The organism is Polaromonas sp. P4_F4, assembly GCF_056401355.1.
This window is the reverse complement of sequence record NZ_JBFUJO010000007.1, coordinates 109,320-131,813: the sequence shown is the minus strand read 5'-3', so window position 1 is coordinate 131,813 and position 22,494 is coordinate 109,320. Positions and strand designations below refer to the sequence as shown.

Below are 22,494 nucleotides of genomic sequence, written 5' to 3'. Positions count from 1 at the left end.
ACGGTTTCGCTCAGATTTTCTGGGTCGCCAGCAGGTAATTGACGCTGGTGTCGGCGCTGAGCCAGTAATGCCGGGTCAAAGGGTTGTACTCCATGCCTCTGGTCTGCTGCAACGTCAGTTCGTTGGTCCGGCAATAGCCAGCCAGTTCGCTGGGTTTGATCAGTTTGGCGTATTCATGGGTTCCACGCGGTAGCAGGTTCAGCACATACTCCGCACCGACGATGGCAAACAGAAAGGCCTTCGCATTGCGGTTGATGGTCGAGAAAAACACATGCCCTCCAGGTTTGACCAGGGTGGCACAGGCCTTCACAATGGACGCCGGATCCGGTACATGCTCAAGCATTTCCATGCAGGTCACCACGTCAAAACTGGCGGGTTGCTCCGCAGCCAGCGCCTCGGCGCTGATTTCGCGGTACTCGACTCCCTCGGTCTGGGCCTCCAGGGCATGAAGCTGGGCAACCTTGAGTGCTTTGGTTGCCAGATCAATCCCGAGCACCTCGGCGCCCCTGCGGGCCATGGCATCGGCCAGAATGCCGCCGCCGCAGCCCACATCCAGTACACGACGGCCGGTCAACGGGGCCAGCTCCTCAATCCAGCCCAGCCGCAAGGGGTTGATCTGATGCAAGGGACGGAATTCGCTCTCGGTGTCCCACCAGCGATGGGCCAGATCAGAGAATTTGGCCAGTTCGGCGGGGTCAAAGTTTTGGCTTGTAGGCATGTCGCAATTATCGTTGAGGCATAAAAAAACCGCGCCGAAGCGCGGTTTTCAAGCGATCCCGAGAGGATTACTTGTTGGCGCGGGTACCAACAACTTCGATTTCCACGCGACGGTTTTTCGCGCGGCCTTCGGCGGTCTTGTTGTCAGCAACAGGCTGTTTCTCGCCTTTGCCTTCGGTGTAAACGCGGTTTTTCTCAATGCCTTTGGACACCAGGTAAGCCTTGACAGCTTCCGAACGGCGAACCGACAGCTTCTGGTTGTATGCATCGCTGCCGACGGAGTCGGTGTGACCCACAGCAATGATCACTTCCAGATTGATGTCCTTGATCTTGCCGACCAGGTCGTCCAGCTTGGCTTTGCCTTCTGGCTTGAGAACGGACTTGTCGAAGTCGAAGAATGCATCAGCGGCGTAAGTAACTTTGGTCGCGGCAGGAGGAGCAACTGGGGCTGGTGCCGGAGCTGCTGCAGGAGCAGGAGCAGCGGGAGCAGCGACAGGAGCAGGAGCCGGAGCAGGCGGAACAATAGCGCCATCGCAGCCAGGAGCTGCAGTAGCAGGCGTCCAGTTGGCATCGCGCCAGCACAGTTCATTGGTACCGTTTTTCCAGACCAGTTCACCGTTGCCATTTTTCCAGTTGTCGATCGTTTGTGCACCAGCGGCGGTAACAAGCGCTGCGGAAGCAAACAACATTGCCACTTTGTTGAGTTTCTTCATGGTTCTCCTCTAGAGAAAAGCCGCAGACTTGCTGCGATTAGTGATTTACACGCCGTGAGTGACCATCACTCAAAGCGTTACAACGATTGTGCCACAGCTACTCTAAGCTTCAAGCAAGCTATCGGCTTCATCCGACACGGAAATTAGATTCTTAATCATTTGTTGCTGACTCACCACAAACGGGGCGCTATAAACTCAAGCCTTAAAATTGCGGATTCCCCTCAAGAATCTTGAAAAATCCCAACCAGGCCTCTCATGACCCAGTTCGCCAAAGAAACCCTGCCCATCAGTCTTGAAGAGGAAATGCGACGAAGCTATCTCGATTACGCGATGAGCGTAATTGTGGGCCGCGCACTGCCCGATGCGCGGGATGGCCTCAAGCCGGTGCATCGGCGCGTGCTGTTTGCCATGCACGAGTTGAACAACGACTGGAACAGGCCCTACAAGAAATCCGCCCGTATTGTCGGTGACGTGATTGGTAAATACCATCCGCACGGCGACCAGTCGGTCTACGACACCATCGTGCGCATGGCGCAGGATTTTTCGCTGCGCCATCTGCTGGTCGACGGCCAGGGCAACTTCGGTTCGGTCGACGGTGACAACGCTGCGGCCATGCGTTACACCGAAATCCGCCTGTCCAAAATTGCCCACGAATTGCTGGCTGACCTCGACAAGGAAACCGTCGACTTCGGCCCCAACTACGACGGCAGTGAGCAGGAGCCGCTGGTCATGCCAACCCGGCTGCCCAATCTGCTGGTCAATGGTTCCGGCGGCATCGCGGTGGGCATGGCCACCAACATTCCGCCCCACAACCTCAACGAGGTGGTCGACGCGTGCCTGCACATGCTGAAGAATCCGGAAGCCTCGATTGACGAGTTGATGGAGATCGTGCCGGCACCTGACTTCCCCACCGGCGGCATTATTTATGGCATCAATGGTGTCAAGGATGGCTACCGCACCGGGCGCGGCAAGGTGGTCATGCGCGCCAAATGCCACTTTGAAGACATCGACAAGGGCCAGCGCCAGTCCATCATCGTGGACGAACTGCCCTACCAGGTCAACAAGAAGACGCTGCAGGAGCGCATGGCCGAACTGGTTCACGAGAAAAAGATCGAAGGCATCAGCCATATCCAGGACGAGAGCGACAAGTCGGGCATGCGCCTGGTGATTGAACTCAAGCGCGGTGAAGTGCCCGAAGTGGTGCTGAACAACCTGTACAAACAGACGCAGCTGCAGGACACCTTCGGTATCAACATGGTGGCGCTGGTCAATGGCCAGCCCAAGCTCTGCAACCTGAAAGACCTGATCCAGGTCTTCCTTTCGCATCGCCGCGAAGTGGTGACGCGCCGCACCGTGTTCACCTTGCGCAAGGCGCGCGAACGGGGCCATGTACTGGAAGGCCTGGCGGTTGCGCTGGCCAACATCGACGACTTCATTGCCATCATCCGCAATGCACCCACGCCGCCGGTGGCCAAGGCCGAACTGATGTTGCGCCCATGGGACAGCAGCCTGGTGCGGGAAATGCTTACCCGCACCCGCGCCGATGGCGGCGTGGTCAATGCCGACGACTATCGCCCCGACGGACTGGAGAAGGCCTTTGGCATGGGCAGCGACGGACTGTACCGCCTGTCCGAGACGCAAGCCCAGGAAATCCTGCAGATGCGCCTGCAACGCCTGACCGGCCTTGAGCAAGACAAGATCGTGGCCGAGTACAAGGAAGTCATGGCCGAAATCGACGATCTGCTCGATATTCTGGCCAAGCCCGAGCGGGTCTCCATCATCATTGGCGAAGAGCTGTCCGCGATCAAGCTGGAGTTCGGCCAGACCAAGCTCGGCGCGCGGCGCAGCCAGATCGAGCACAGCTCGTTCGATCTCAGCACCGAAGACCTGATCACGCCGACCGACATGGTGGTGACCCTGTCGCACTCCGGCTACATCAAGAGCCAGCCTCTGTCCGAATACCGCGCCCAAAAACGCGGGGGCCGTGGCAAGCAGGCCACTGCGACCAAGGAAGATGACTGGGTCGACCAGCTGTTTATCGCCAATACGCACGACTACATCCTGTGCTTTTCCAACCGCGGCCGGCTCTACTGGCTCAAGGTATGGGAAGTGCCGGCCGGCTCGCGCGGCTCGCGCGGTCGACCCATCGTCAACATGTTCCCGCTGCAGGAAGGTGAAAAAATCACGGTGGTCCTGCCGCTGACCGGCGAAAAGCGCAGCTTCCCGGCCGACCAGTATGTGTTTATGGCCACCTCCATGGGAACCGTCAAGAAGACGACGCTGGACGAATTCAGCAACCCGCGCAAGGCCGGCATCATCGCCGTGGACCTGGACGACGGCGACTATTTGATCGGCGCCTCCCTGACCGACGGCAAACACGACGTGATGCTGTTCAGCGACGGCGGCAAGGCCGTGCGCTTTGACGAGAACGATGTGCGCCCCATGGGCCGCAACGCGCGCGGCGTGCGCGGCATGACACTCGAAGAGGGCCAGGGCGTGATTGCGATGCTGGTCGCCGAGGACGAGCAACAGAGCGTGCTCACGGCCACCCAAAACGGCTATGGCAAGCGCACCTCCATCACCGAGTACACCCGTCATGGCCGCGGCACCAAGGGCATGATCGCGATCCAGCAAAGCGAGCGCAACGGCAAGGTGGTTGCCGCGACGCTGGTTCATGTCGACGATGAAATCATGCTGATCACCGACAAGGGGGTGCTGGTGCGCACGCGGGTCAGTGAAATCCGGGAGATGGGAAGGGCTACACAGGGTGTTACGCTTATTGGCCTTGATGAGGGCTCACAATTGAGTGGTCTCCAGCGAATCGTCGAAAACGATGCCACGCTTGACGACAACGACGTGGAGAACGACGCAGGCAAAGACGCCGCCACTCCGCTCTAACCACCTTAATCCATCCCAATCCGGAAGCTATTCATGAAAAAACTGATCACCACTCTGGCGATGGCCGGCCTTGCCTGCTCCACCGCCATTCATGCGCAAACGCCAGACCCGAAAACCGAATGGGCCACCAAAGTTGTCGCCCTGCAGCAAGGCCCAGAGCTTGACCGGCTCGTAGCTCAGCTTGCGGGCAGTACGGCCCAGGAACTGATCGCCAATTGGGGCCCCAAGCTGGAGGCAAATGTACCCAAGGCCAAACAGCAAAAAGCGTCGGATGATCTCAATGCAGAACTCAAAAAGTATGCCGAAGACACCAACAAGCTGATTGGCAAACAGGTCAGCAAAGTCAGCAGCGACGTCCTGGTACCGGCTTATGCGGAGCGTTTTACGGTGGACGAGCTCAAGCAGATCGCTGCCTTTTTTGAATCCCCTGCCATCAAAAAATACCAGGCCAGCACACCGGAGCTGGGCAATATCTTCATAAAGAAGCTGGTCGAAGCATCGCGCGCCGATGTGGTCGCCCGCGTCAAGCAGTTTGATGATGCCGCACTGAAAATTGTCGGCTCCGCGCCTGCGGCGCCAGGGGCGAGCAAGCCACCTGCCAAAAAATGACCCGGCCCTTCAATTTTTCCGCCGGCCCCGCGAATTTGCCTGAAGAGGTTTTGCAGCAGGCCGCCGCCGAAATGCTGGACTGGCACGGCAGTGGCATGAGCGTCATGGAGATGAGCCATCGTGGCAAGGAGTTCATTTCCATTTACGAAAATGCTGAAGCCGATTTCCGTGAGTTGATGGCCGTTCCGGCCAACTTCAAAATCCTGTTCATGCAGGGAGGCGGCCTGGCGGAAAACGCCATTGTTCCGCTGAACCTCTCACGCGGTGCCTCGGCAGATTTTGTCGTGACTGGCAGCTGGAGCGACAAGTCCCAGAAAGAAGCACGTAAATACTGCGACGTGCAGATTGCCGCCACAAATGCAGGCAGCGACCATACCCAGTTGCCGCCGCCTGCGAGCTGGAATTTGCGGCGCGACGCCAGCTATGTGCATGTTTGCACCAACGAGACCATCCACGGCGTGGAATTTCAGGAGCTACCCGATATCAAAGCCCTGGGAAGTGATGCGCCGCTGGTCATCGACTTTTCATCCCATGTGGCCTCGCGGCCGGTGGACTGGTCCAGGGTCGGGCTGGCTTTCGGCGGAGCGCAGAAAAACCTCGGGCCCGCCGGCGTCACGCTGGTGGTCGTCCGCGAAGATTTGATGGGGCACGCCCTGCCGGCGTGCCCAAGCGCCTTTGACTACAAGACGGTGGCGGACAACCACTCGATGTACAACACGCCGCCAACCTATGCGATTTATATTGCAGGCCTGACTTTTCAATGGCTCAAACGCCAGAAAGAAGGCGACGTGACGGGCATTGCCGCCATGGAAAAGCGCAACCTTGCCAAGGCGCAACTGCTTTACGACGCCATCGACCGTTCCCAGCTGTACTTCAATCGCGTCGGCAGCGAGTGCCGCTCGCGCATGAATGTGCCATTTCTGCTGCGGGACGAGTCGCGCAACGAGGCTTTCCTGGCCGGTGCCAAAGCCCGCGGCCTGCTGCAACTGAAGGGCCACAAGTCCGTCGGCGGCATGCGTGCCAGCATTTACAACGCCATGCCGCTGGCCGGCATCGAGGCGCTGATCGGCTACATGCGAGAATTCGAACAAAAACACGCCTAGGACGACATGCCTCCACGCTCCATTTGTTCGCAGCCCCTTGACGGGGCATCCAGTGCCGCTCAGACGGCCGGGCGGGCACCGATATGACAGCCAACCTCGCCGATTTGCGCGTCCAGATTGACGCCATAGACAAGGAATTGCTGGCACTCCTGAACCGCCGCGCGCAAGTTGCCGAGCAGGTGGGAGATGTCAAAAAGCTCGAAGGTACGCCCTTTTTCCGGCCTGACCGGGTTGCCCAGGTCATTGAGCAGATCCAGCAAGCCAACACCGGTCCGCTCAAGAACGAACATGTTGCAGCCGTCTGGCGCGAAATCATGTCGGCCTGCCTGGCCCTCGAATCGCCGGTGCGCGTTGCCTACCTGGGGCCTGCCGGCACGTTCAGCGAACAGGCGGCCCTTCAATTTTTTGGCGCCAGCATTGAACACGTGCCCTGCATCAGCATTGATGAAGTGTTTCGTGCCACGGCGGCGGGCAGTGCCGGTTATGGCGTGGTGCCGGTTGAGAACTCCACCGAAGGCGTAGTGTCGCGCTCCCTTGACCTCTTCCTGAACTCGCCGCTGCACATCGTCGGCGAGATCAGCCTGATGGTGCGGCACAACCTGCTGCGGCTGTCTGACTCCCTGGACGACATCGAGGCCGTGTATGCACATCCTCAGGCCCTGGCACAGTGCCAGGGCTGGCTGACCACCCACCTGCCCAATGCGGAACGCCGGGCCGCGTCGAGCAACGCAGAAGGTGCACGCCTGGCCTCGACCAATCCGGCGTGGGCCGGCATCGCCAGCGATCGGGCGGCAGCGCAATTCGGCCTGCACACGGCGGCCCACGCTATCCAGGACGACGCCTTCAACCGCACCCGTTTTGCCGTGGTTTGCCTGCCGCAAACACTGCCCTCCCCACCCGCTTCCGGCAAGGACTGCGTCAGCCTGGTGGTGTCAGTGCCCAACCGCCCGGGTGCCGTGCACGACATCCTGGTGCCGCTGAAAACCCACGGGGTTTCGATGACCCGCTTCGAGTCACGTCCGGCACGATCGGGCCAGTGGGAATACTATTTCTACATTGACCTGCAAGGCCACCCGTCCCAGCCCCACGTCAAGGCAGCGCTGGCTGATTTGCAGCAACTGTGCGCGTTTTACAAGGTTCTCGGCACCTACCCCGTCAGCGATTGAGGCGCAAGCAAGAGCTCCATGCAAGAATTACAAAAATTTCCGGTACCGCTTCATGTTTGAACAGTTAGGTCTCATCGGATGCGGCCTCATGGGCGGTTCCTTCGCGCTCGCGCTCAAACGTGCCGGCCTGGTCAAGCGCATCGTTGGCTACAGCAAATCCCCCTCCACCACCGAGCGCGCCCGCCAGATGGGGGTGATCGACGTGGAAGCGCCTTCCGCCCTGCTCGCAGTCTCGGGCGCCGATATCGTGCTGCTGGCCGTACCGGTTTCCGCCACCGAAGCGACCTTCAAGGCCATCCGGCATCTGGTGGGGCCCAGCACGCTGATCATGGACGTGGGCTCGACCAAACGGGATGTGGTGGATGCGGCGCGCCGCGTCCTGCGCGACAACGTCGGCGCCTTTGTTCCCTGCCACCCCATCACCGGCAAGGAAGTCTCCGGCGTCGAGCATGCGGACGCGGACCTGTACAGCGGCAAGCAGGTCATCCTGACGCCCATCGAGCGGACTTTCACCGTCCAGCTGCAAAAGGCCACCGAGGTGTGGACCGCCCTGGGATGCCATGTGTTGAAGATGTCGCCGCAGGCCCATGATGCGGCCTACGCAGCGGTCAGCCACCTGCCCCACCTGATCGCTTTTGCCCTGATGAACGGCATCTCGGGCCAGCAGGAAGGCAAGGACTACCTGTCCCTGGCGGGGCCCGGCTTTCGCGACTTCACGCGGATTGCGGCCAGCGACCCCAAAATGTGGCGCGACATCCTGATTGCCAACCGCGAAGAACTGCTGGCGCAGTCCAAAATCTTCCAGGACACCCTGCAATCACTGGAGCAGCTGATTTCCGGTGGCAGTGGTGATGTGCTGGAGGTGCTGATCGAGCAAGCCAGCGAAACGCGCGCCAACTGGCGCATGTCCTCGCACAAATCCCATAAATAAGTCCTGGTCCATGTTCGATATTGAGTACCTGGATATTCCGCCACTGGCCCGGGCGGGAGGAACAGTCCGCCTGCCCGGCTCCAAAAGCATTTCCAATCGCGTCCTGCTGCTGGCCGCACTGAGCCGGGGACAGACCACGGTGCACGACCTGCTGGCCTCTGACGACACCGCCGTGATGCTGGCGGCCCTGAAACAGCTGGGCTGCAGCGTGGAACAGCATGGAACCACCGCCGTCATCGACGGGCTTGGTGGCCAGGTCGGACAGGCCAAAGCCACGCTTTTCATGGGCAACGCCGGCACCGCGATGCGCCCCCTGACGGCCGCCCTGGCGCTGCTCGGTGGCGAGTTCGAACTCTCGGGCGTTGCCCGCATGCACGAAAGACCCATCGGCGATCTGGTCGATGCGCTCAGGCAACTGGGCTGCTCCATCGAGTACCTCGGCAATGAGGGCTACCCGCCGCTGCGTCTGCGTCCCGCCCAGCTAAAGCTCGAAGAGCCCATCCGGGTGCGGGGCGATGTTTCCAGCCAGTTCCTGACAGCGCTGCTGATGGCTTTGCCGCTGGTGGCCAGACAGGACATCCACATTGAAGTGGTGGGCGAACTGATTTCCCGCCCCTACATCGAGATCACCCTCAACCTGCTCAAACGCTTCGGCATTCACGTCCAGCGGCCGCTGGGCGCCGACAACTGGCAGCGGTTTACTATCCCGGCCGGCAGCCAGTACCAGTCGCCCGGTGAAATCCATGTTGAGGGGGATGCCTCGTCCGCCAGCTATTTCATAGCACTCGGTGCAATTTCCGAGCCGACCGCAGGGCAAAATAATATAGAAATTCTGGGTGTGGGCGCCGACTCGATCCAGGGGGACATCCGCTTTATTGAAGCCGCCCGAATGATGGGCGCGCAGATTGAGAGCACGCCCAACTCGCTGCGGATCTCGCGCGGTAAACCCGGCGAAGGATGGCCGCTCAAGGCCATCGACCTGGACTGCAACCATATCCCCGATGCCGCCATGACGCTGGCCGTCATGGCGCTTTACGCGGATGGCACGACCACGCTGCGCAACATCGCAAGCTGGCGCGTCAAGGAAACCGACCGCATTGCAGCCATGGCCTGCGAGCTGCAAAAGCTCGGCGCCACGGTGGAGGAAGGCGCGGACTACCTCAAGATCACGCCGCCCCTGGTGTGGAAAACCGCGGCCATCCACACCTACGACGACCACCGCATCGCCATGTGCTTTTCGCTGGCGGCCTTCAATCCGGCCCAGTTGCCGGTACGGATTCTCGACCCCAAGTGCGTCGCCAAGACCTTCCCCGATTATTTCGAGGCCCTGTTTGCCGTGTCCGAAGCCGCAACCGCGCACATCCCCGTCATCTGCATCGACGGCCCGACGGCCTCGGGCAAGGGTACGCTGGCTGCACTGGCCGCCCACCGGCTTGGCTACCACTACCTCGATTCCGGCGCCCTGTACCGTTTAAGCGCCTTTGCCGCCACGCGCGCCGGCGTGCCGCTGGAGGATGGTGCCGGTGTGGCGCGCATCGCCCGGACGCTGCCGGTCCGCTTTCGGGGCGACCGGATATTCCTGGGTGCCGAAGACGTATCCGAAGCCATCCGCACCGAGGCTGCGGGCATGGCCGCCTCCAAAGTGTCGGCCCACCCCGAGGTGCGTAGCGCCCTGCTGGAACTCCAGCACAGCTTTCGGCGCCTGCCGGGGCTGGTGGCGGATGGCCGGGACATGGGAACCGTCATATTTCCCGAGGCGCCATTGAAGGTTTACCTGACTGCAAGCGCCCTGCACCGGGCTGAACGCAGGCATAAGCAATTGATTTCAAAGGGAATTTCGGCTACAATCGCCGGGATTCAGCAAGATTTAGAGGCTCGGGACGCCCGTGACATGTCCAGGCAAGTCGCCCCTTTGAAACCTGCTGATGACGCCCGCCCGCTGGATAACTCCTATCTGTCGATCGAAAAATCGGTAGATCAGGTGATTGACTGGTGGGAAGGCAGCCGGCCCTTCTGACCCCCGACGCGCTCACCTCATCACGACGCACTGGTCAGCAGGTTCATTAACGCAACCCGCGGCCTTATTAGACGTTTGGCCGCACAAAACCGCCGCAAGCAGCTATAAAAACAATAGCAATCCCGCTATTGGAACCCTGTTCTGTGGATTAGGAAAATCATGTCTGAATCTTTTGCCGATCTATTCAACGAATCACTGCAACGCTCCGAAATGCGTTCCGGTGAAGTCATTACTGCTGAAGTAGTGCGCATCGATCACAACCACGTGGTTGTGAACGCCGGACTCAAATCCGAGGCCTATGTCCCCCTCGAAGAATTCAAAAACGACCAGGGCGAACTTGAAGTCCAGGTCGGCGACTTCGTGTCCGTGGCCATCGACTCCGTCGAAAACGGCTATGGCGACACCCTGCTGAGCCGCGACAAGGCCAAGCGCCTGGCATCGTGGATGAGCCTGGAAAAAGCCCTGGAATCCGGCGAGTTCGTCACCGGCCAGACCAGCGGCAAGGTCAAGGGCGGCCTCACCGTCCTCGTTAACGGCATCCGCGCCTTCCTGCCCGGCTCGCTCATCGACACCCGCCCCATCAAGGACTTGTCTCCGTACGAGAACAAGACCATGGAATTCAAGGTCATCAAGCTCGACCGCAAGCGCAACAACGTGGTGCTGAGCCGCCGCGCCGTGGTGGAAGCCAGCATGGGCGAAGAGCGCGCCAAGCTGATGGAAACCCTGAAAGAAGGCACTGCAGTCAAGGGCATCGTCAAGAACATCACCGAATACGGTGCGTTCGTTGACCTGGGCGGCATTGACGGCCTGCTGCACATCACCGACATGGCATGGCGCCGCGTGCGTCACCCAAGCGAAGTGGTGACGGCTGGCCAGGAAATCGTGGCCAAGATCCTGAAGTTCGACACCGAGAAAAACCGCGTGTCCCTCGGCCTGAAGCAGATGGGCGACGACCCATGGATGGGTGTGAACCGCCGCTACCCGCAAGGCACACGCCTGTTCGGCAAGATCACCAACATCGCCGACTACGGCGCGTTTGTGGAACTCGAACCCGGCATCGAAGGCCTGGTCCACGTGTCCGAAATGGACTGGACCAACAAGAACGTAGCACCGAGCAAGCTCGTGGCGCTGGGCGACGAAGTCGAAGTCATGGTCCTCGAGATCGACGAAGACAAGCGCCGTATCAGCCTGGGCATGAAGCAGTGCAAGGCCAACCCGTGGCAAGAGTTTGCCCAGGACACCAAGCGCGGCGACCGCGTCAAGGGCCCGATCAAGTCGATCACCGACTTCGGCGTCTTTGTGGGCCTGGCTGCCGGCATCGACGGCCTGGTGCACCTGTCTGACCTCTCGTGGAACGAACCCGGCGAAGCCGCTGTTCGCAACTACAAAAAAGGCCAGGAAGTTGAAGCCATCGTGCTGGCAGTCGACGTCGACCGCGAGCGCATCTCCCTGGGCATCAAGCAGCTGGACTCCGACCCGTTCACCACGTTCGTGTCGATCAACGACAAGGGCGCTATCGTGACCGGCAAGGTCAAGACCGTTGACGCCAAAGGCGCCGAGATCGATCTGGGCGAAGACATCATTGGCTACCTGCGCGCCAGCGAAATCAGCCGTGACCGCGTTGAAGACGCGCGCAACGTACTGAAGGAAGGCGACGAAGTCTCCGCCGTGGTGGTGAACGTGGATCGCAAGACCCGCAACATCCAGCTGTCGGTCAAAGCCAAGGACAATGCAGACCAGCAGGAGGCCATGGCCAACCTGAGCCAGCAGTCCTCGCGTGAAAACGCCGGCTTGACCAACCTGGGCGCCCTGCTGCGCGCCAAGATGGAAAACAACGAGAAGTAAAGCGACCGCGCAGCGGTGTGATGCGCCCCAGGCGGGTCGCATCGCTGCACAGCATCTTCATCCATGACCCGAAGCGACCTCGTAGAAGAACTGGCAGCCCGATTCAGCCAGCTGACGCACCGCGACGCCGAATATGCCGTCAAGACCATTCTTGATGCGATGAGCGACGCGCTGGTGCGCGGCCACCGGATTGAGATCAGGGGCTTTGGCAGTTTCTCCATCAACCGGCGTCCGCCCCGTATGGGTCGCAACCCCCGGTCCGGGGAAAGTGTGGCCATTCCGGAAAAGCGGGTACCTCATTTCAAACCGGGCAAGGCGTTGCGGGAAGCCGTGGATGCACGAACCGAGGAATTGCTGACGGTCACGGACTCCAGATAAGGTTTCAGGTTTTCCCACGGTGGGCTGGCTACAATCGCCAGACCACTAGGGGGATTGCCAGTGAAATACCTGATGTGGCTGCTCAAGGCAGCCATTTTTTTTACGCTCTTTGCTTTTGCACTGAACAACCAGCAGACGGTTGCGGTGCATTTCTTTTTTGGCACCTTGTGGCAGGCGCCTCTGGTGCTGGTTGTTCTGGCCGCCTTCGCTTGCGGCCTGGCGCTGGGTATTCTGGTCATGATGCCGCGCTGGTGGAAAAGACGCAAAGCGGCACGCCACCCCTCCTTCGGGGCCTCCACCAATTTGACTGACGACGCTTCCACGCTTCACCATGGAATTTGACTTCACCTGGGTTCTGCTCGGGTTTCCGATCGCCTTCACACTGGGCTGGCTGGCATCACGGCTGGATTTGCGGCAACTGCGTATAGAAAACCGCCAGGCCCCCAAGGCCTATTTCAAGGGCCTCAACTTCCTGCTGAACGAACAGCAGGACCAGGCCATCGATGCGTTCATTGAGGCCGTCCAGAACGATCCCGACACCTCGGAGCTGCACTTCGCGCTGGGCAACCTGTTTCGCCGGCGCGGCGAATACGAGCGCGCCGTACGGGTGCATGAGCACCTGATGTCGCGCGGCGACCTGACCCAGCCGGAACGCGACCGCGCGCAACACGCGCTGGCGCTGGATTTCCTGAAAGCCGGCTTGCTGGACCGCGCCGAGATCGCCCTGCGCAAACTCGAGGGCACTCCGTTTGAAGAAGAGGCGCGGCTCGCCTTGCTGTCCATTTATGAGCGTTCACGCGACTGGGCCAACGCCACCGAAATCGCCGCGCGGCTGGACAGTTCCAGCCATGGCAATTTCAGCACCCGGCAAGCGCACTACCTGTGCGAGCAGGCCAACGCCAGCACGGCTGCCGGCGATACCGCCAAGGCATTGAGCGCCCTGCATGAAGCCGCGGCCATGGCCCCTGCATCGGTGCGCCCGCTGATGGAGCTGGCCAAGCTGCAAAACCAGCTGAGCCAACCGCAGGACGCCATGCAGACGCTGCTGAAGCTGCAGAAAACCGCACCGCAGGGCCTGCCGCTGGCCGCCGGCCTGCTGGCCAACATGGCGCAAAGCAGTGGCCAGCAACCCGCGGCCCGGGCGCTGCTGGAGGCCAGCTATGCGCAAATGCCGTCCATCGACGTGATTGAGGCAATCGTCAAGCTTGAAACAGACCCGGTGGCGGCCCGCCAGTGGTATGTGCGACATCTCGAGCACCAGACCTCCCTGGTGGCGGCCGGTAAATGGATTGCTGGTGAAAAGCTCGAAAATGAACACCAGCACGCGCTGGTGCAACGCACCCTGGACCAAGCCACCAAGCCGCTGATGCGCTACCGCTGCGCTGCCTGCGGCTTCGAGGCAACCCAGCATTTCTGGCACTGCCCGGGCTGTCAGGCTTGGGACAGTTACCCGACACGCCGCATTGAAGAGTTATGAAGCTATGAACACCCCCGTGGAGAGTTTTTGGCACACCCCCGTGGAGGCTATGCCTCCCTCCCCCTTGCAGGGGGCGACACCTGCGGCCCGGCAAAGCCGGTTCCGTGGTGTCCGCTGGAAAAGAAAAGCGGTCACTGAGCGTTGATCCGGCTTGAAAACAAACAGACATGACAACACTTTCCCTATCCCCTGAAAAAATCGCCAAGGCCCGCGTGCTGGTCGTGGGTGACGCCATGCTGGACCGCTACTGGTACGGTGCCGTGGACCGTATTTCACCGGAGGCACCGGTTCCTGTTGTTCGCGTGACCCGCACGGAAGAGCGCATTGGTGCGGCCGCCAACGTGGCCTACAACATCGTCACGCTGGGCGCGCAGGCTTCGCTGCTGAGCGTGGTGGGCGATGATGAAGCCAGCCACCACCTCGAAGCACTGGTGGCCCAAACCGGCATCACGCCCTACTTTGGCCGCGATGCGAAACTTAAAACCACCGTCAAGCTGCGCGTGATCGGGCGCCAGCAGCAACTGCTGCGCCTCGATTTTGAGAACATACCGGAAAACGAAGTGCTGGCGTCGCAATCCGCCACGTTTGAAAAACTGCACCTGCAGCACGAAGCCGTGCTGTTTTCAGACTACGGCAAGGGTGGACTGGCGCACATCGTCCTGATGATTACCCAGGCGCGCGCTGCCGGCAAGATCGTGCTGGTCGACCCCAAGGGTTCGGACTATAAACGCTACAAGAACGCCAGCGTCATCACTCCCAACCGCGCCGAGCTGGAGCATGTGATTGGCCCCTGGAACAATGAGGCCGATTTGCGGGTCAAAGCGCATAACCTGCGCACCTCGCTCAAACTACAGGCTCTGCTGCTGACCCGCAGCGAGGAAGGCATGACCCTGTTTGATGAGCAAGGTGAACTTCACGTCCCGGCGGTGGCCCGCGAAGTGTTCGACGTCACCGGTGCGGGTGACACCGTCATTGCCACGCTCGCCGCCATGCTGGCTGCCGGCCTGAGCCTGCGTGAGGCGGTGCCTATTGCCAACCGTGCCGGCGGCATCGTGGTGGGCAAGTTCGGTACCGCCACCGTGAACTACAACGAACTCTTTGCCGCCTCTTGAAGCCATTAGCGCCATTAACGCCGTTAGCGCACTGAAACCGAGGAATTTCCCCATGAAAATCGTAGTCACCGGCGCCGCCGGCTTCATCGGCAGCAACCTCGTGAAGGGACTCAACGACCGCGGCATTGACGACATCATTGCCGTCGACGACCTGACCCACGGCGACAAGTTCCGCAACCTGGCCGACCTGAAAATTGCCGACTACGTCGATGCCGACGACTTTTATGACCTGTTTGCCGAAGGCGCTTTTGGCCCGGTCGAAGCGGTGTTCCACGAAGGCGCCTGCAGCGACACCATGGAGTCCGATGGCAAGTACATGATGGACAACAACTACACGCTGTCATGCGAGTTGTTCCATGCCTGCCAGGAGCAGGGCACGCGCCTGTTGTACGCCTCCTCGGCCGCCACCTATGGCGGCTCCGACACCTTCAGCGAATCCCCCGAGTTCGAGCGCCCGCTCAATGTGTACGGCTATTCCAAGCTGCTGTTTGACCAGCGGATGCGGCGCGAACTTGGCCCCCGGCTTGAAAACGCCGCCACCCAGGTCGCCGGCTTCAGGTACTTCAATGTCTACGGCCCGCGAGAGCAGCACAAGGGTCGCATGGCCAGCGTCGCCTTTCACCAGTTCAACCAGTTCCAGACCGAGGGCAAGGTCAAGCTGTTTGGCGACTACGGCGGATACCAGGCTGGCGGCCAGATGCGCGACTTTGTTTTCATCGACGACGTGGTCGCCGTCAATCTCTGGTTTCTGGACCACCCGGAAAAGTCCGGCATTTTCAACCTGGGCACCGGAAGGGCGCAGCCCTTCAACGATGTGGCCCTGGCCGTCGTCAACACCTTGCGCCAGGGCCAAAACGCGGCGGCCCTGAGCCTCGAAGACGCGGTGCGCGGCGGGCTGATTGACTACATTTCCTTTCCCCCCGCCTTGGTGGGCAAGTACCAGAGCTATACCCAGGCCGACCTGCACGCCTTGCGCGCTGCCGGCTGCCAGCATGCCTTTGCCGACGTGCAGACCGGTGTGGCGGCCTACATGCAATGGCTGGGCAGCACAAAAATCTAGGGTTTCCCCGAGCGAAAACGCCTTGGGCAGGTCAACCCGGCCCGAAACCGCACGTTATTGAACAGGACATCCTTGTTCACAAGGGTGGATCACGCGTCTGGTTCAATTCAATCTTTGAGGAGTTTTCTCATGTTCAAGAAATTGCTGGCTTTTCTTGCCGCGATGTCCCTCGTCGCAGCGTTTGCGGCGGTCGATGTCAACAAAGCCACTGAAGCCGAACTCGACGGCATCAAGGGCATCGGTCCTGTCACCACCAAGCTGATTATTTCCGAGCGTAAAAAAGGCGAGTTCAAGAATTGGGACGACTTCATCGCACGCGTCAAAGGCGTAGGCGACAAAAGCGCCGCCAAGTTTTCCGCTGAAGGCCTTACAGTTGGTGGCGCAGCTTACAAGGGTGCCAGCGCCGCCGAAGCCAAGGCTGACGCCAAAGCCAAAGCCGATGCCAAGAAAACTGACAAGCCCATGACCGAAAAAGCCAAGGACGCTGCAGTGGCCACTAAGGAAACCGTCAAGGGCGCCGCTGTCGCCACCAAGGAAGCTGTGAAAGAAACCGCCAAAGACGCCAAGGCCGCCGTGACACCCAAAGCCGACGCAAAAGTCGAAGCCAAGGCCGAAACCAAAGCAGCAGCCAAGGCTGAGCCTGCCAAGCCTGCTGCCAGCGCTGCCAAGAAGTAACCTTCAAAGTCTACCGGCCCAAAAAACCCGCCCTCTGGCGGGTTTTTTGATGCCTTTTTGCTCTCTCCGCCCCTTGTCAGTATTTGGCGACCATGATGCCTAGGCCAGCGCAATCAGGTCGGTCACGCCAACATCGACACCGGCCTGCATGAGCAGCGTGCTGACCTGCCCGCGATGATGCGTCTGGTGGTTAAAAAAATGCGTCATCGCCTGCCAGACCGGATGCGTGCGCTCAACGCCACTGCTGTTGCCATAGCGCATGGTGAGCTGCAGGAAAACATCGGGCATCTCCACCACCCAGTTCTCGATGGCGGCATCGAGCTGCTCGCGCTTGGCACGCAGCGCTTTCCAGTCGTCGAACACGACCGTGTTCAGGCGGCTACCGGCGGGCAGGTCCAGCACCCTGGCATTCAGGCTGGCCATCCTGATGTCGTTGTCCAGGCCGCACTGGGCAAGTCGGCGTAGCCAGATCTGGTCGGCGACGATCAGGTGGTTCAGCGTCCTGTGAATCGAGCCAAAAAAAGCACCGCGCTCACGCTTTCGCTCATCATCAGACAGCGACTCGCAGGCGTCATACAGACGCCGGTTCATCCAGCGGTTGTAGTGGGCCAAAAAACGGTAATGATCGGAAAACACCGTCGCCATGGCAGTTGCTCCTGTCCTGATTAGTCCTGCCTTGATTAGATAGCTGCTTTGCTTATTTCACAATCTCAGGCCTTTCCAAACCCCCCGCCACCCGGTGTATGGATTTCAAACACATCTCCCGGCTGCATCTCGGCCTGGCCGATGTGGTCCAGCGTTTCCGTCTGGCCACCGGCCCGTACAACGACGTTGCGGCCCACCTGCCCCGCTTCGCCGCCGGCCATGCCAAAGGCGCCATATTTGCGTCCATTCGACAAAATGCTGGCCGTCATGGCCTCCAGGAACCTCACGCGGCGCACACCGCCATTGCCGCCTTGCCAGCGGCCCGCACCGCCTGAACCCGGGCGGATCTCGTAGCTCTCCAGCCGTACCGGAAAGCGGAACTCCAGTACTTCGGGATCGGTCAGGCGCGAATTGGTCATATGGGTCTGCACCACCGACGTGCCGTCAAAGCCCGAAACCAGGCGGCCTGACTCATCCGTAACGCCGCCAGCGCCCGAGCCGCCGGAAATGGTCTCGTAATACTGGTGCCGCGCATTGCCAAAGGTAAAGTTGTTCATGGTGCACTGGCTGGCCGCCATCACGCCCAGCGCGCCGTAAAGCGCATTGGTGATGCAGGTGGATGTTTCCACGTTCCCCGCCACCACCGATGCCGGCGGATTCGGATTGAGCATGGAGCCTGGCGGGATGATGACCTTCAACGGTTTCAGGCAGCCCGCGTTGAGCGGAATGTCGTCGTCCACCAGCGTGCGGAACACATACAGCACGGCCGCCATGCACACCGCCGTCGGCGCGTTGAAGTTGTTGGTCTGCTGCGGCGAGGTGCCGGTGAAATCAATTTGGGCGCTACGCCCCTTGGGATTAACACGAATCGCCACCTTGATCTGCGCGCCGTTGTCCAGCGGCAGTGTGAACTCGCCGTTGCTCAGGCGCGTGATGACGCGGCGCACCGACTCCTCGGCGTTGTCCTGCACATGACGCATGTAGGCCAGCACCACGTCCAGGCTGAACGTGTCGACCATCTTGCGCAGCTCCTGCACACCTTTTTCATTGGCGGCAATCTGGGCTTTCAGATCCGCCATGTTCTGCTGCGGATTGCGGCTCGGGTATTTTCCGCTCTTGAGCAGGGCGAGCATCTCGGCTTCCCGCAACACGCCGCGTTCGACCAGTTTCACGTTGTTGATCTGCACGCCCTCTTCTTCGATCAACGTCGAGAAAGGCGGCATCGATCCCGGCGTGATGCCGCCAATATCCGCATGATGTCCCCGCGAACCGACGTAAAACGTTGGCTGCGTTGACGTACCCAGGTACACCGGCGTGATCACGGTGATGTCAGGCAGGTGGGTACCGCCATGGTAGGGGTCGTTGAGCACATACACATCGCCCGGCTGCATCTTGCCGGCGTTCTCGCGGATCACCGTCTTGATGCTCTCGCCCATGGAGCCCAGGTGGACCGGCATGTGCGGCGCGTTGGCGATGAGGTTGCCTTCAGTGTCAAACAACGCGCAGCTGAAGTCCAGCCGCTCCTTGATGTTGACCGAGTAAGCGGTGTTCTGAAGCTGCAGGCCCATCTGTTCGGCAATATTCATGAAGAGGTTGTTGAACACCTCCAGCAACACCGGGTCCACCGTGGTGCCCGCCGCAAAGGTGATGGAGCGCTCGGCGCGGCGGTCCAGCACAAGGTGGTCCAGCGCCGTCAGGGCGGCTTCCCAGCCGGGCTCCACCACGGTCGTCGCATTCTTTTCGGCAATGATGGCCGGACCGGAAATGATGTCACCCGGCCGCAGGTCTTCGCGCACGACCAGCGCAGCGTCATGCCACTGTCCGCCCGAATACATCCTGACAGTCTCGCGACGCGGCACTTCGCGCGGCTCATGCGTCGCGTGCCGTGGCTCGGCGGGGGCGTCGCCAGCCACCACGGCTTCCACAGACACGGCTTCCACCACCAGGCCCTTGCCCTGCATCAAAAAGGCAAAACGCTGCCGGTAGGCGGCCTCAAACCCGGTCTCGATCTGGTCCAGCGTCCCGAAAGGCACCACCAGCGCCGAGTCGCTGCCCTCATAGCGGACATGAACGCGCTGATGCATGGTGATGGCGCCGGTGCTCACCTGCTGGCGCTGCAACTCAGCCTGCGCCATTGTGGCCAGTCCATGAAGCTTGCTGGCGATCTCTGTGAGCGCCGCTTCCGTCAGCTTGAGCTCCACCGCCTGCTCGCGGATCACGTTCTGGTCTGCCAGGCCCATGCCGTAGGCAGACAGCACCCCTGCCAGCGGATGCACAAACACCCGTGTCATGCCCAGCGCATCGGCCACCAGGCAGGCATGCTGCCCACCCGCGCCACCGAAGCACTGCAGCGTGTAGCGTGTCACGTCATAGCCGCGAGCCACTGAAATCTTCTTGATAGCATTGGCCATCTGCTGCACCGCAATGCTGATAAAGCCTTCAGCCACCACCTCGACAGGGCGGCCGGTCTGCTCGGCCAGTTCGGCGAACCGCGCCTGCACCGCCTCGGCATCCAGCGGCTCATTGGCCTGGTGACCGAACACTTTTGGAAAGTAACGCGGCTGGATCTTGCCCACCATCACATTAGCATCGGTTACGGCCAGCGGCCCGCCGCGCCGGTAACTGGCGGGCCCCGGGTTAGCCCCGGCACTTTGCGGCCCGACGCGAAAACGCTCGCCATCAAATTTCAGGATGGAGCCGCCGCCAGCCGCCACGGTGTGGATGCTCATCATAGGGGCGCGCATGCGCACACCGGCCACCTGGGTTTCAAACTCGCGCTCAAACTCGCCCGCGTAGTGCGACACGTCGGTCGAGGTGCCGCCCATGTCAAAGCCGATCACCTTGGCATGGCCTGCAATGGCGGCCGTGCGGGCCATGCCGACAATGCCGCCGGCCGGGCCGCTCAGAATCGCGTCCTTGCCCTGGAACACATGGGCATCGGTCAAGCCGCCCGACGACTGCATGAAAAAGAGTTTGACGCCGGGCATCTCGCTGGCCACCTGCTCCACGTAGCGGCGCAGTATGGGTGACAAATAGGCATCGACCACGGTGGTGTCTCCGCGGCTGACGAACTTCATCATCGGGCTGGTTTCGTGCGAGGTGCTGATTTGCGTGAAGCCGACTTCCTGGGCGATGCGCCTGGCGGCTTTTTCATGGTCGGTATAGCGGTAGCCATGCATGAAAACGATGGAGACACTGCGCAGCCCTTTCTGGTATTGCGCAAGCAGCTCCTTTTTCAATAGCGATTCGTCCAGCGCCTGAAGCACCTCACCCTGCGCACCGACGCGCTCATGGGCCTCAACCACGGCGCTGTAGAGCAGCTCGGGCAGCACGATGTTGCGGTCAAACAAGCGGGGGCGGTTCTGGTAGGCAATGCGCAGCGCATCCCGAAAGCCGCGCGTCGTCACCAGCAGTGTCGGCTCGCCCTTTCGCTCCAGCAGCGCATTGGTCGCGACCGTGGTGCCCATCTTCACACACTCCACCACATCGGACTTGATAGGCTCTCCGGCTTTCAGGCCCAGCAAGTGCCGAATGCCGGCCACCGCTGCATCGCGGTACTGCTCCGGGTTTTCGGACAGCAGCTTGTGCGTGATCAGCGAGCCATCGGGCTTCTTGGCCACGATGTCGGTGAATGTGCCGCCGCGATCAATCCAGAACTGCCAGCGTCCACTGCCTGTGTTTGAGGTGTTTTCTTGGGTCATTTTCAACAATCTTTTCTAGAGAATACGGTAACTATTAAAAAGAGCTTCAACAAGGGGGCTGCGACTTGAACATACTTGAACATACTTGAACTTGTATTGAAGGCCAGTTCACGCGAGAACTACAGGATGTCATTTGGCTTTTCCCATCACCAGGTCTGGCACGATGGTGACAATTTGCGGAAACAGCGTGATCAACGCGATGCAAACCACCAGGCACATAAAAAATGGAATGGCAGCCCTGGCAATCACATTGCTGTCTTTTCCGGTCATGTTTTGCAACACGAAAAGATTAAATCCCACAGGCGGCGTCACCTCGGCAATCTCGACCAGCAAAATAACAAAGATGCCAAACCAGACCAGGTCAAACCCGGCCTTTTGGATCATGGGCATCACCACGGCCGCAGTCAAAACAATCATGCTGATGCCATCCAGCGCGGTACCCAGCACCAGATAAACCACCACCAGGCAGGCAATCAGGCTGTAGGGCGAGAGGTTCAGCGAACCGACCCACTCAGCCAGCTCTCTCGGCACACCGGTGAAGGCCATGGTCTTGGTCAGGAATGCGGCCCCCGCCAGGATGAACATGATCATGCAACTGGTACGCGCTGACCCCATGAGGGCTTCGTTAAAGTTGGCCCAGGTCAGTGAGCGGCTCCAGAGAGCCAAAGCCAGCGCCCCTACCACGCCATACGCAGCGCACTCGGTCGCCGTGGCCCAGCCCGCCAGCAAAGACCAGCAAATGAAAACGATCAGCAATGCGCAGGGGATCAGATTCTTCGACAGCCTCAGCTTTTCCTTGAAACTGGTCACCGGCTCCGCAGGCGGCATTTGCGCCTTGTTTCGCATGGACCACCAGGCGATGTAGCCCGAAAACAGCAGCATCAAAACGATCCCCGGCAGAAAGCCCGCCAGGAAAATCCGGATGATGGAGGCGTCTGCCGCGACGGCATAAACCACCATCGTGATGGACGGAGGAATCAGGATACCCAGCGTGCCGGCCGTCGCCAGGGAGCCCAACGCGATTTTCTCGTTGTAGCCGCGCTTTTTAAGCTCGGGCAAGGACACCTTGGCAATGGTGGCGCAGGTCGCGGCAGAGGAGCCTGACACCGAGCCGAAAATACCGCAGCCGAGAATGGTGGTGTGAAACAGGCGCCCCGGCACCCGGCCCAGCCACGGTGCCAGCCCTGTAAACATCTCTTCGCTTAGCTTGGTGCGAAACAGGATTTCTCCCATCCAGATAAAGAGCGGTAAAGCGGCCAGCTCCCAACTCGCGTTACTTTCCCAAAAAGCAGAAAACAGGTTGAGCCCCGGCTGCGTGGTGGTAAAAAATGCCTGCCCCACCCAGCCGCAAATGGCCAGCGTCATGGCGATCCAGACGCCGCCAGACAGCAAAAGCAACATCAGGAGCAGCAAGATGCCGCCAATAGTCAAAATGTCCATGTTCTAT

Annotated in this window: 18 protein-coding genes; 13 read left to right on the top strand and 5 right to left on the bottom strand. The window is 60.4% G+C overall.

Features of this window, described 5'->3' with window-relative positions:
- Positions 1 to 10 precede the first annotated feature (10 nt).
- Together ubiG and ompA are read right to left on the bottom strand one after the other, a co-directional pair.
- Entirely contained in the window at positions 11 to 718 is a 708-nt protein-coding gene (gene ubiG, locus AC1DUR_RS10020) for a bifunctional 2-polyprenyl-6-hydroxyphenol methylase/3-demethylubiquinol 3-O-methyltransferase UbiG (protein WP_477718752.1), read from the bottom strand.
- Between the two features lie 67 nt (positions 719 to 785).
- Positions 786 to 1,430, bottom strand: coding sequence for an outer membrane protein OmpA (gene ompA, locus AC1DUR_RS10015; protein WP_477718751.1), 645 nt, complete (start codon positions 1,428 to 1,430; stop codon positions 786 to 788).
- Positions 1,431 to 1,685: 255 nt separating this feature from the next.
- Between ompA and gyrA the strand changes: the two genes are divergently transcribed.
- From gyrA to AC1DUR_RS09950, 13 genes are all read left to right on the top strand, one after another.
- A complete protein-coding gene (gene gyrA / locus AC1DUR_RS10010) occupies positions 1,686 to 4,328 on the top strand; it encodes a DNA gyrase subunit A (RefSeq protein WP_477718750.1) in 2,643 nt (880 codons plus the stop codon).
- Between the two features lie 33 nt (positions 4,329 to 4,361).
- A complete protein-coding gene (locus AC1DUR_RS10005) occupies positions 4,362 to 4,937 on the top strand; it encodes a DUF2059 domain-containing protein (protein WP_477718749.1) in 576 nt (191 codons plus the stop codon).
- Positions 4,934 to 6,040: a 3-phosphoserine/phosphohydroxythreonine transaminase gene (serC, locus tag AC1DUR_RS10000; RefSeq protein ID WP_477718748.1), complete on the top strand. Its 1,107-nt coding sequence runs from the start codon at positions 4,934 to 4,936 to the stop codon at positions 6,038 to 6,040. The genes AC1DUR_RS10005 and serC overlap by 4 nt, the downstream gene beginning before the upstream one ends.
- An 83-nt stretch (positions 6,041 to 6,123) precedes the next feature.
- Positions 6,124 to 7,206, top strand: coding sequence for a prephenate dehydratase (gene pheA / locus AC1DUR_RS09995; protein WP_011482727.1), 1,083 nt, complete (start codon positions 6,124 to 6,126; stop codon positions 7,204 to 7,206).
- A gap of 52 nt (positions 7,207 to 7,258) precedes the next feature.
- Positions 7,259 to 8,137, top strand: coding sequence for a prephenate dehydrogenase (locus AC1DUR_RS09990; protein WP_477718747.1), 879 nt, complete (start codon positions 7,259 to 7,261; stop codon positions 8,135 to 8,137).
- 10 nt (positions 8,138 to 8,147) lie between these two features.
- Positions 8,148 to 10,154 (top strand): bifunctional 3-phosphoshikimate 1-carboxyvinyltransferase/cytidylate kinase, encoded by a 2,007-nt coding sequence (locus AC1DUR_RS09985; RefSeq protein ID WP_477718746.1) that lies wholly within the window; start codon positions 8,148 to 8,150, stop codon positions 10,152 to 10,154.
- 159 nt (positions 10,155 to 10,313) lie between these two features.
- Positions 10,314 to 11,999, top strand: coding sequence for a 30S ribosomal protein S1 (rpsA, locus tag AC1DUR_RS09980; protein WP_477718745.1), 1,686 nt, complete (start codon positions 10,314 to 10,316; stop codon positions 11,997 to 11,999).
- A gap of 63 nt (positions 12,000 to 12,062) precedes the next feature.
- The gene (locus AC1DUR_RS09975) at positions 12,063 to 12,377 is read left to right on the top strand and encodes an integration host factor subunit beta (RefSeq protein WP_011482723.1); all 315 of its coding nucleotides are present in this window, start codon (positions 12,063 to 12,065) and stop codon (positions 12,375 to 12,377) included.
- A gap of 60 nt (positions 12,378 to 12,437) precedes the next feature.
- Positions 12,438 to 12,719, top strand: coding sequence for a LapA family protein (locus AC1DUR_RS09970; RefSeq protein ID WP_477718744.1), 282 nt, complete (start codon positions 12,438 to 12,440; stop codon positions 12,717 to 12,719).
- Positions 12,709 to 13,854: a lipopolysaccharide assembly protein LapB gene (gene lapB, locus AC1DUR_RS09965; RefSeq protein WP_477718743.1), complete on the top strand. Its 1,146-nt coding sequence runs from the start codon at positions 12,709 to 12,711 to the stop codon at positions 13,852 to 13,854. Before AC1DUR_RS09970 ends, lapB begins: the two co-directional genes overlap by 11 nt.
- Before the next feature lie 167 nt (positions 13,855 to 14,021).
- Entirely contained in the window at positions 14,022 to 14,966 is a 945-nt protein-coding gene (rfaE1, locus tag AC1DUR_RS09960; protein ID WP_477718742.1) for a D-glycero-beta-D-manno-heptose-7-phosphate kinase, read from the top strand.
- A 52-nt stretch (positions 14,967 to 15,018) separates the two neighbouring features.
- A complete protein-coding gene (gene rfaD, locus AC1DUR_RS09955) occupies positions 15,019 to 16,026 on the top strand; it encodes an ADP-glyceromanno-heptose 6-epimerase (RefSeq protein ID WP_477718741.1) in 1,008 nt (335 codons plus the stop codon).
- Positions 16,027 to 16,155: 129 nt separating this feature from the next.
- Positions 16,156 to 16,701 carry a ComEA family DNA-binding protein gene (locus tag AC1DUR_RS09950; RefSeq protein WP_477718740.1) on the top strand — a complete coding sequence of 182 codons (546 nt, stop codon included), beginning with the start codon at positions 16,156 to 16,158 and terminating at the stop codon, positions 16,699 to 16,701.
- A gap of 99 nt (positions 16,702 to 16,800) precedes the next feature.
- Here the strand turns inward: AC1DUR_RS09950 and AC1DUR_RS09945 are convergent, their stop codons facing one another.
- The 3 genes from AC1DUR_RS09945 to AC1DUR_RS09935 form a co-directional block, all read right to left on the bottom strand.
- On the bottom strand, positions 16,801 to 17,346 hold the full coding sequence (locus AC1DUR_RS09945) for a DinB family protein (protein ID WP_477718739.1): 546 nt from the start codon (positions 17,344 to 17,346) through the stop codon (positions 16,801 to 16,803).
- 65 nt (positions 17,347 to 17,411) lie between these two features.
- Complete coding sequence (locus AC1DUR_RS09940) at positions 17,412 to 21,047, bottom strand: hydantoinase B/oxoprolinase family protein (protein ID WP_477718738.1); 3,636 nt, start codon at positions 21,045 to 21,047, stop codon at positions 17,412 to 17,414.
- Between the two features lie 129 nt (positions 21,048 to 21,176).
- Complete coding sequence (locus AC1DUR_RS09935; protein ID WP_477718737.1) at positions 21,177 to 22,487, bottom strand: TRAP transporter large permease; 1,311 nt, start codon at positions 22,485 to 22,487, stop codon at positions 21,177 to 21,179.
- Positions 22,488 to 22,494: the final 7 nt, after the last annotated feature.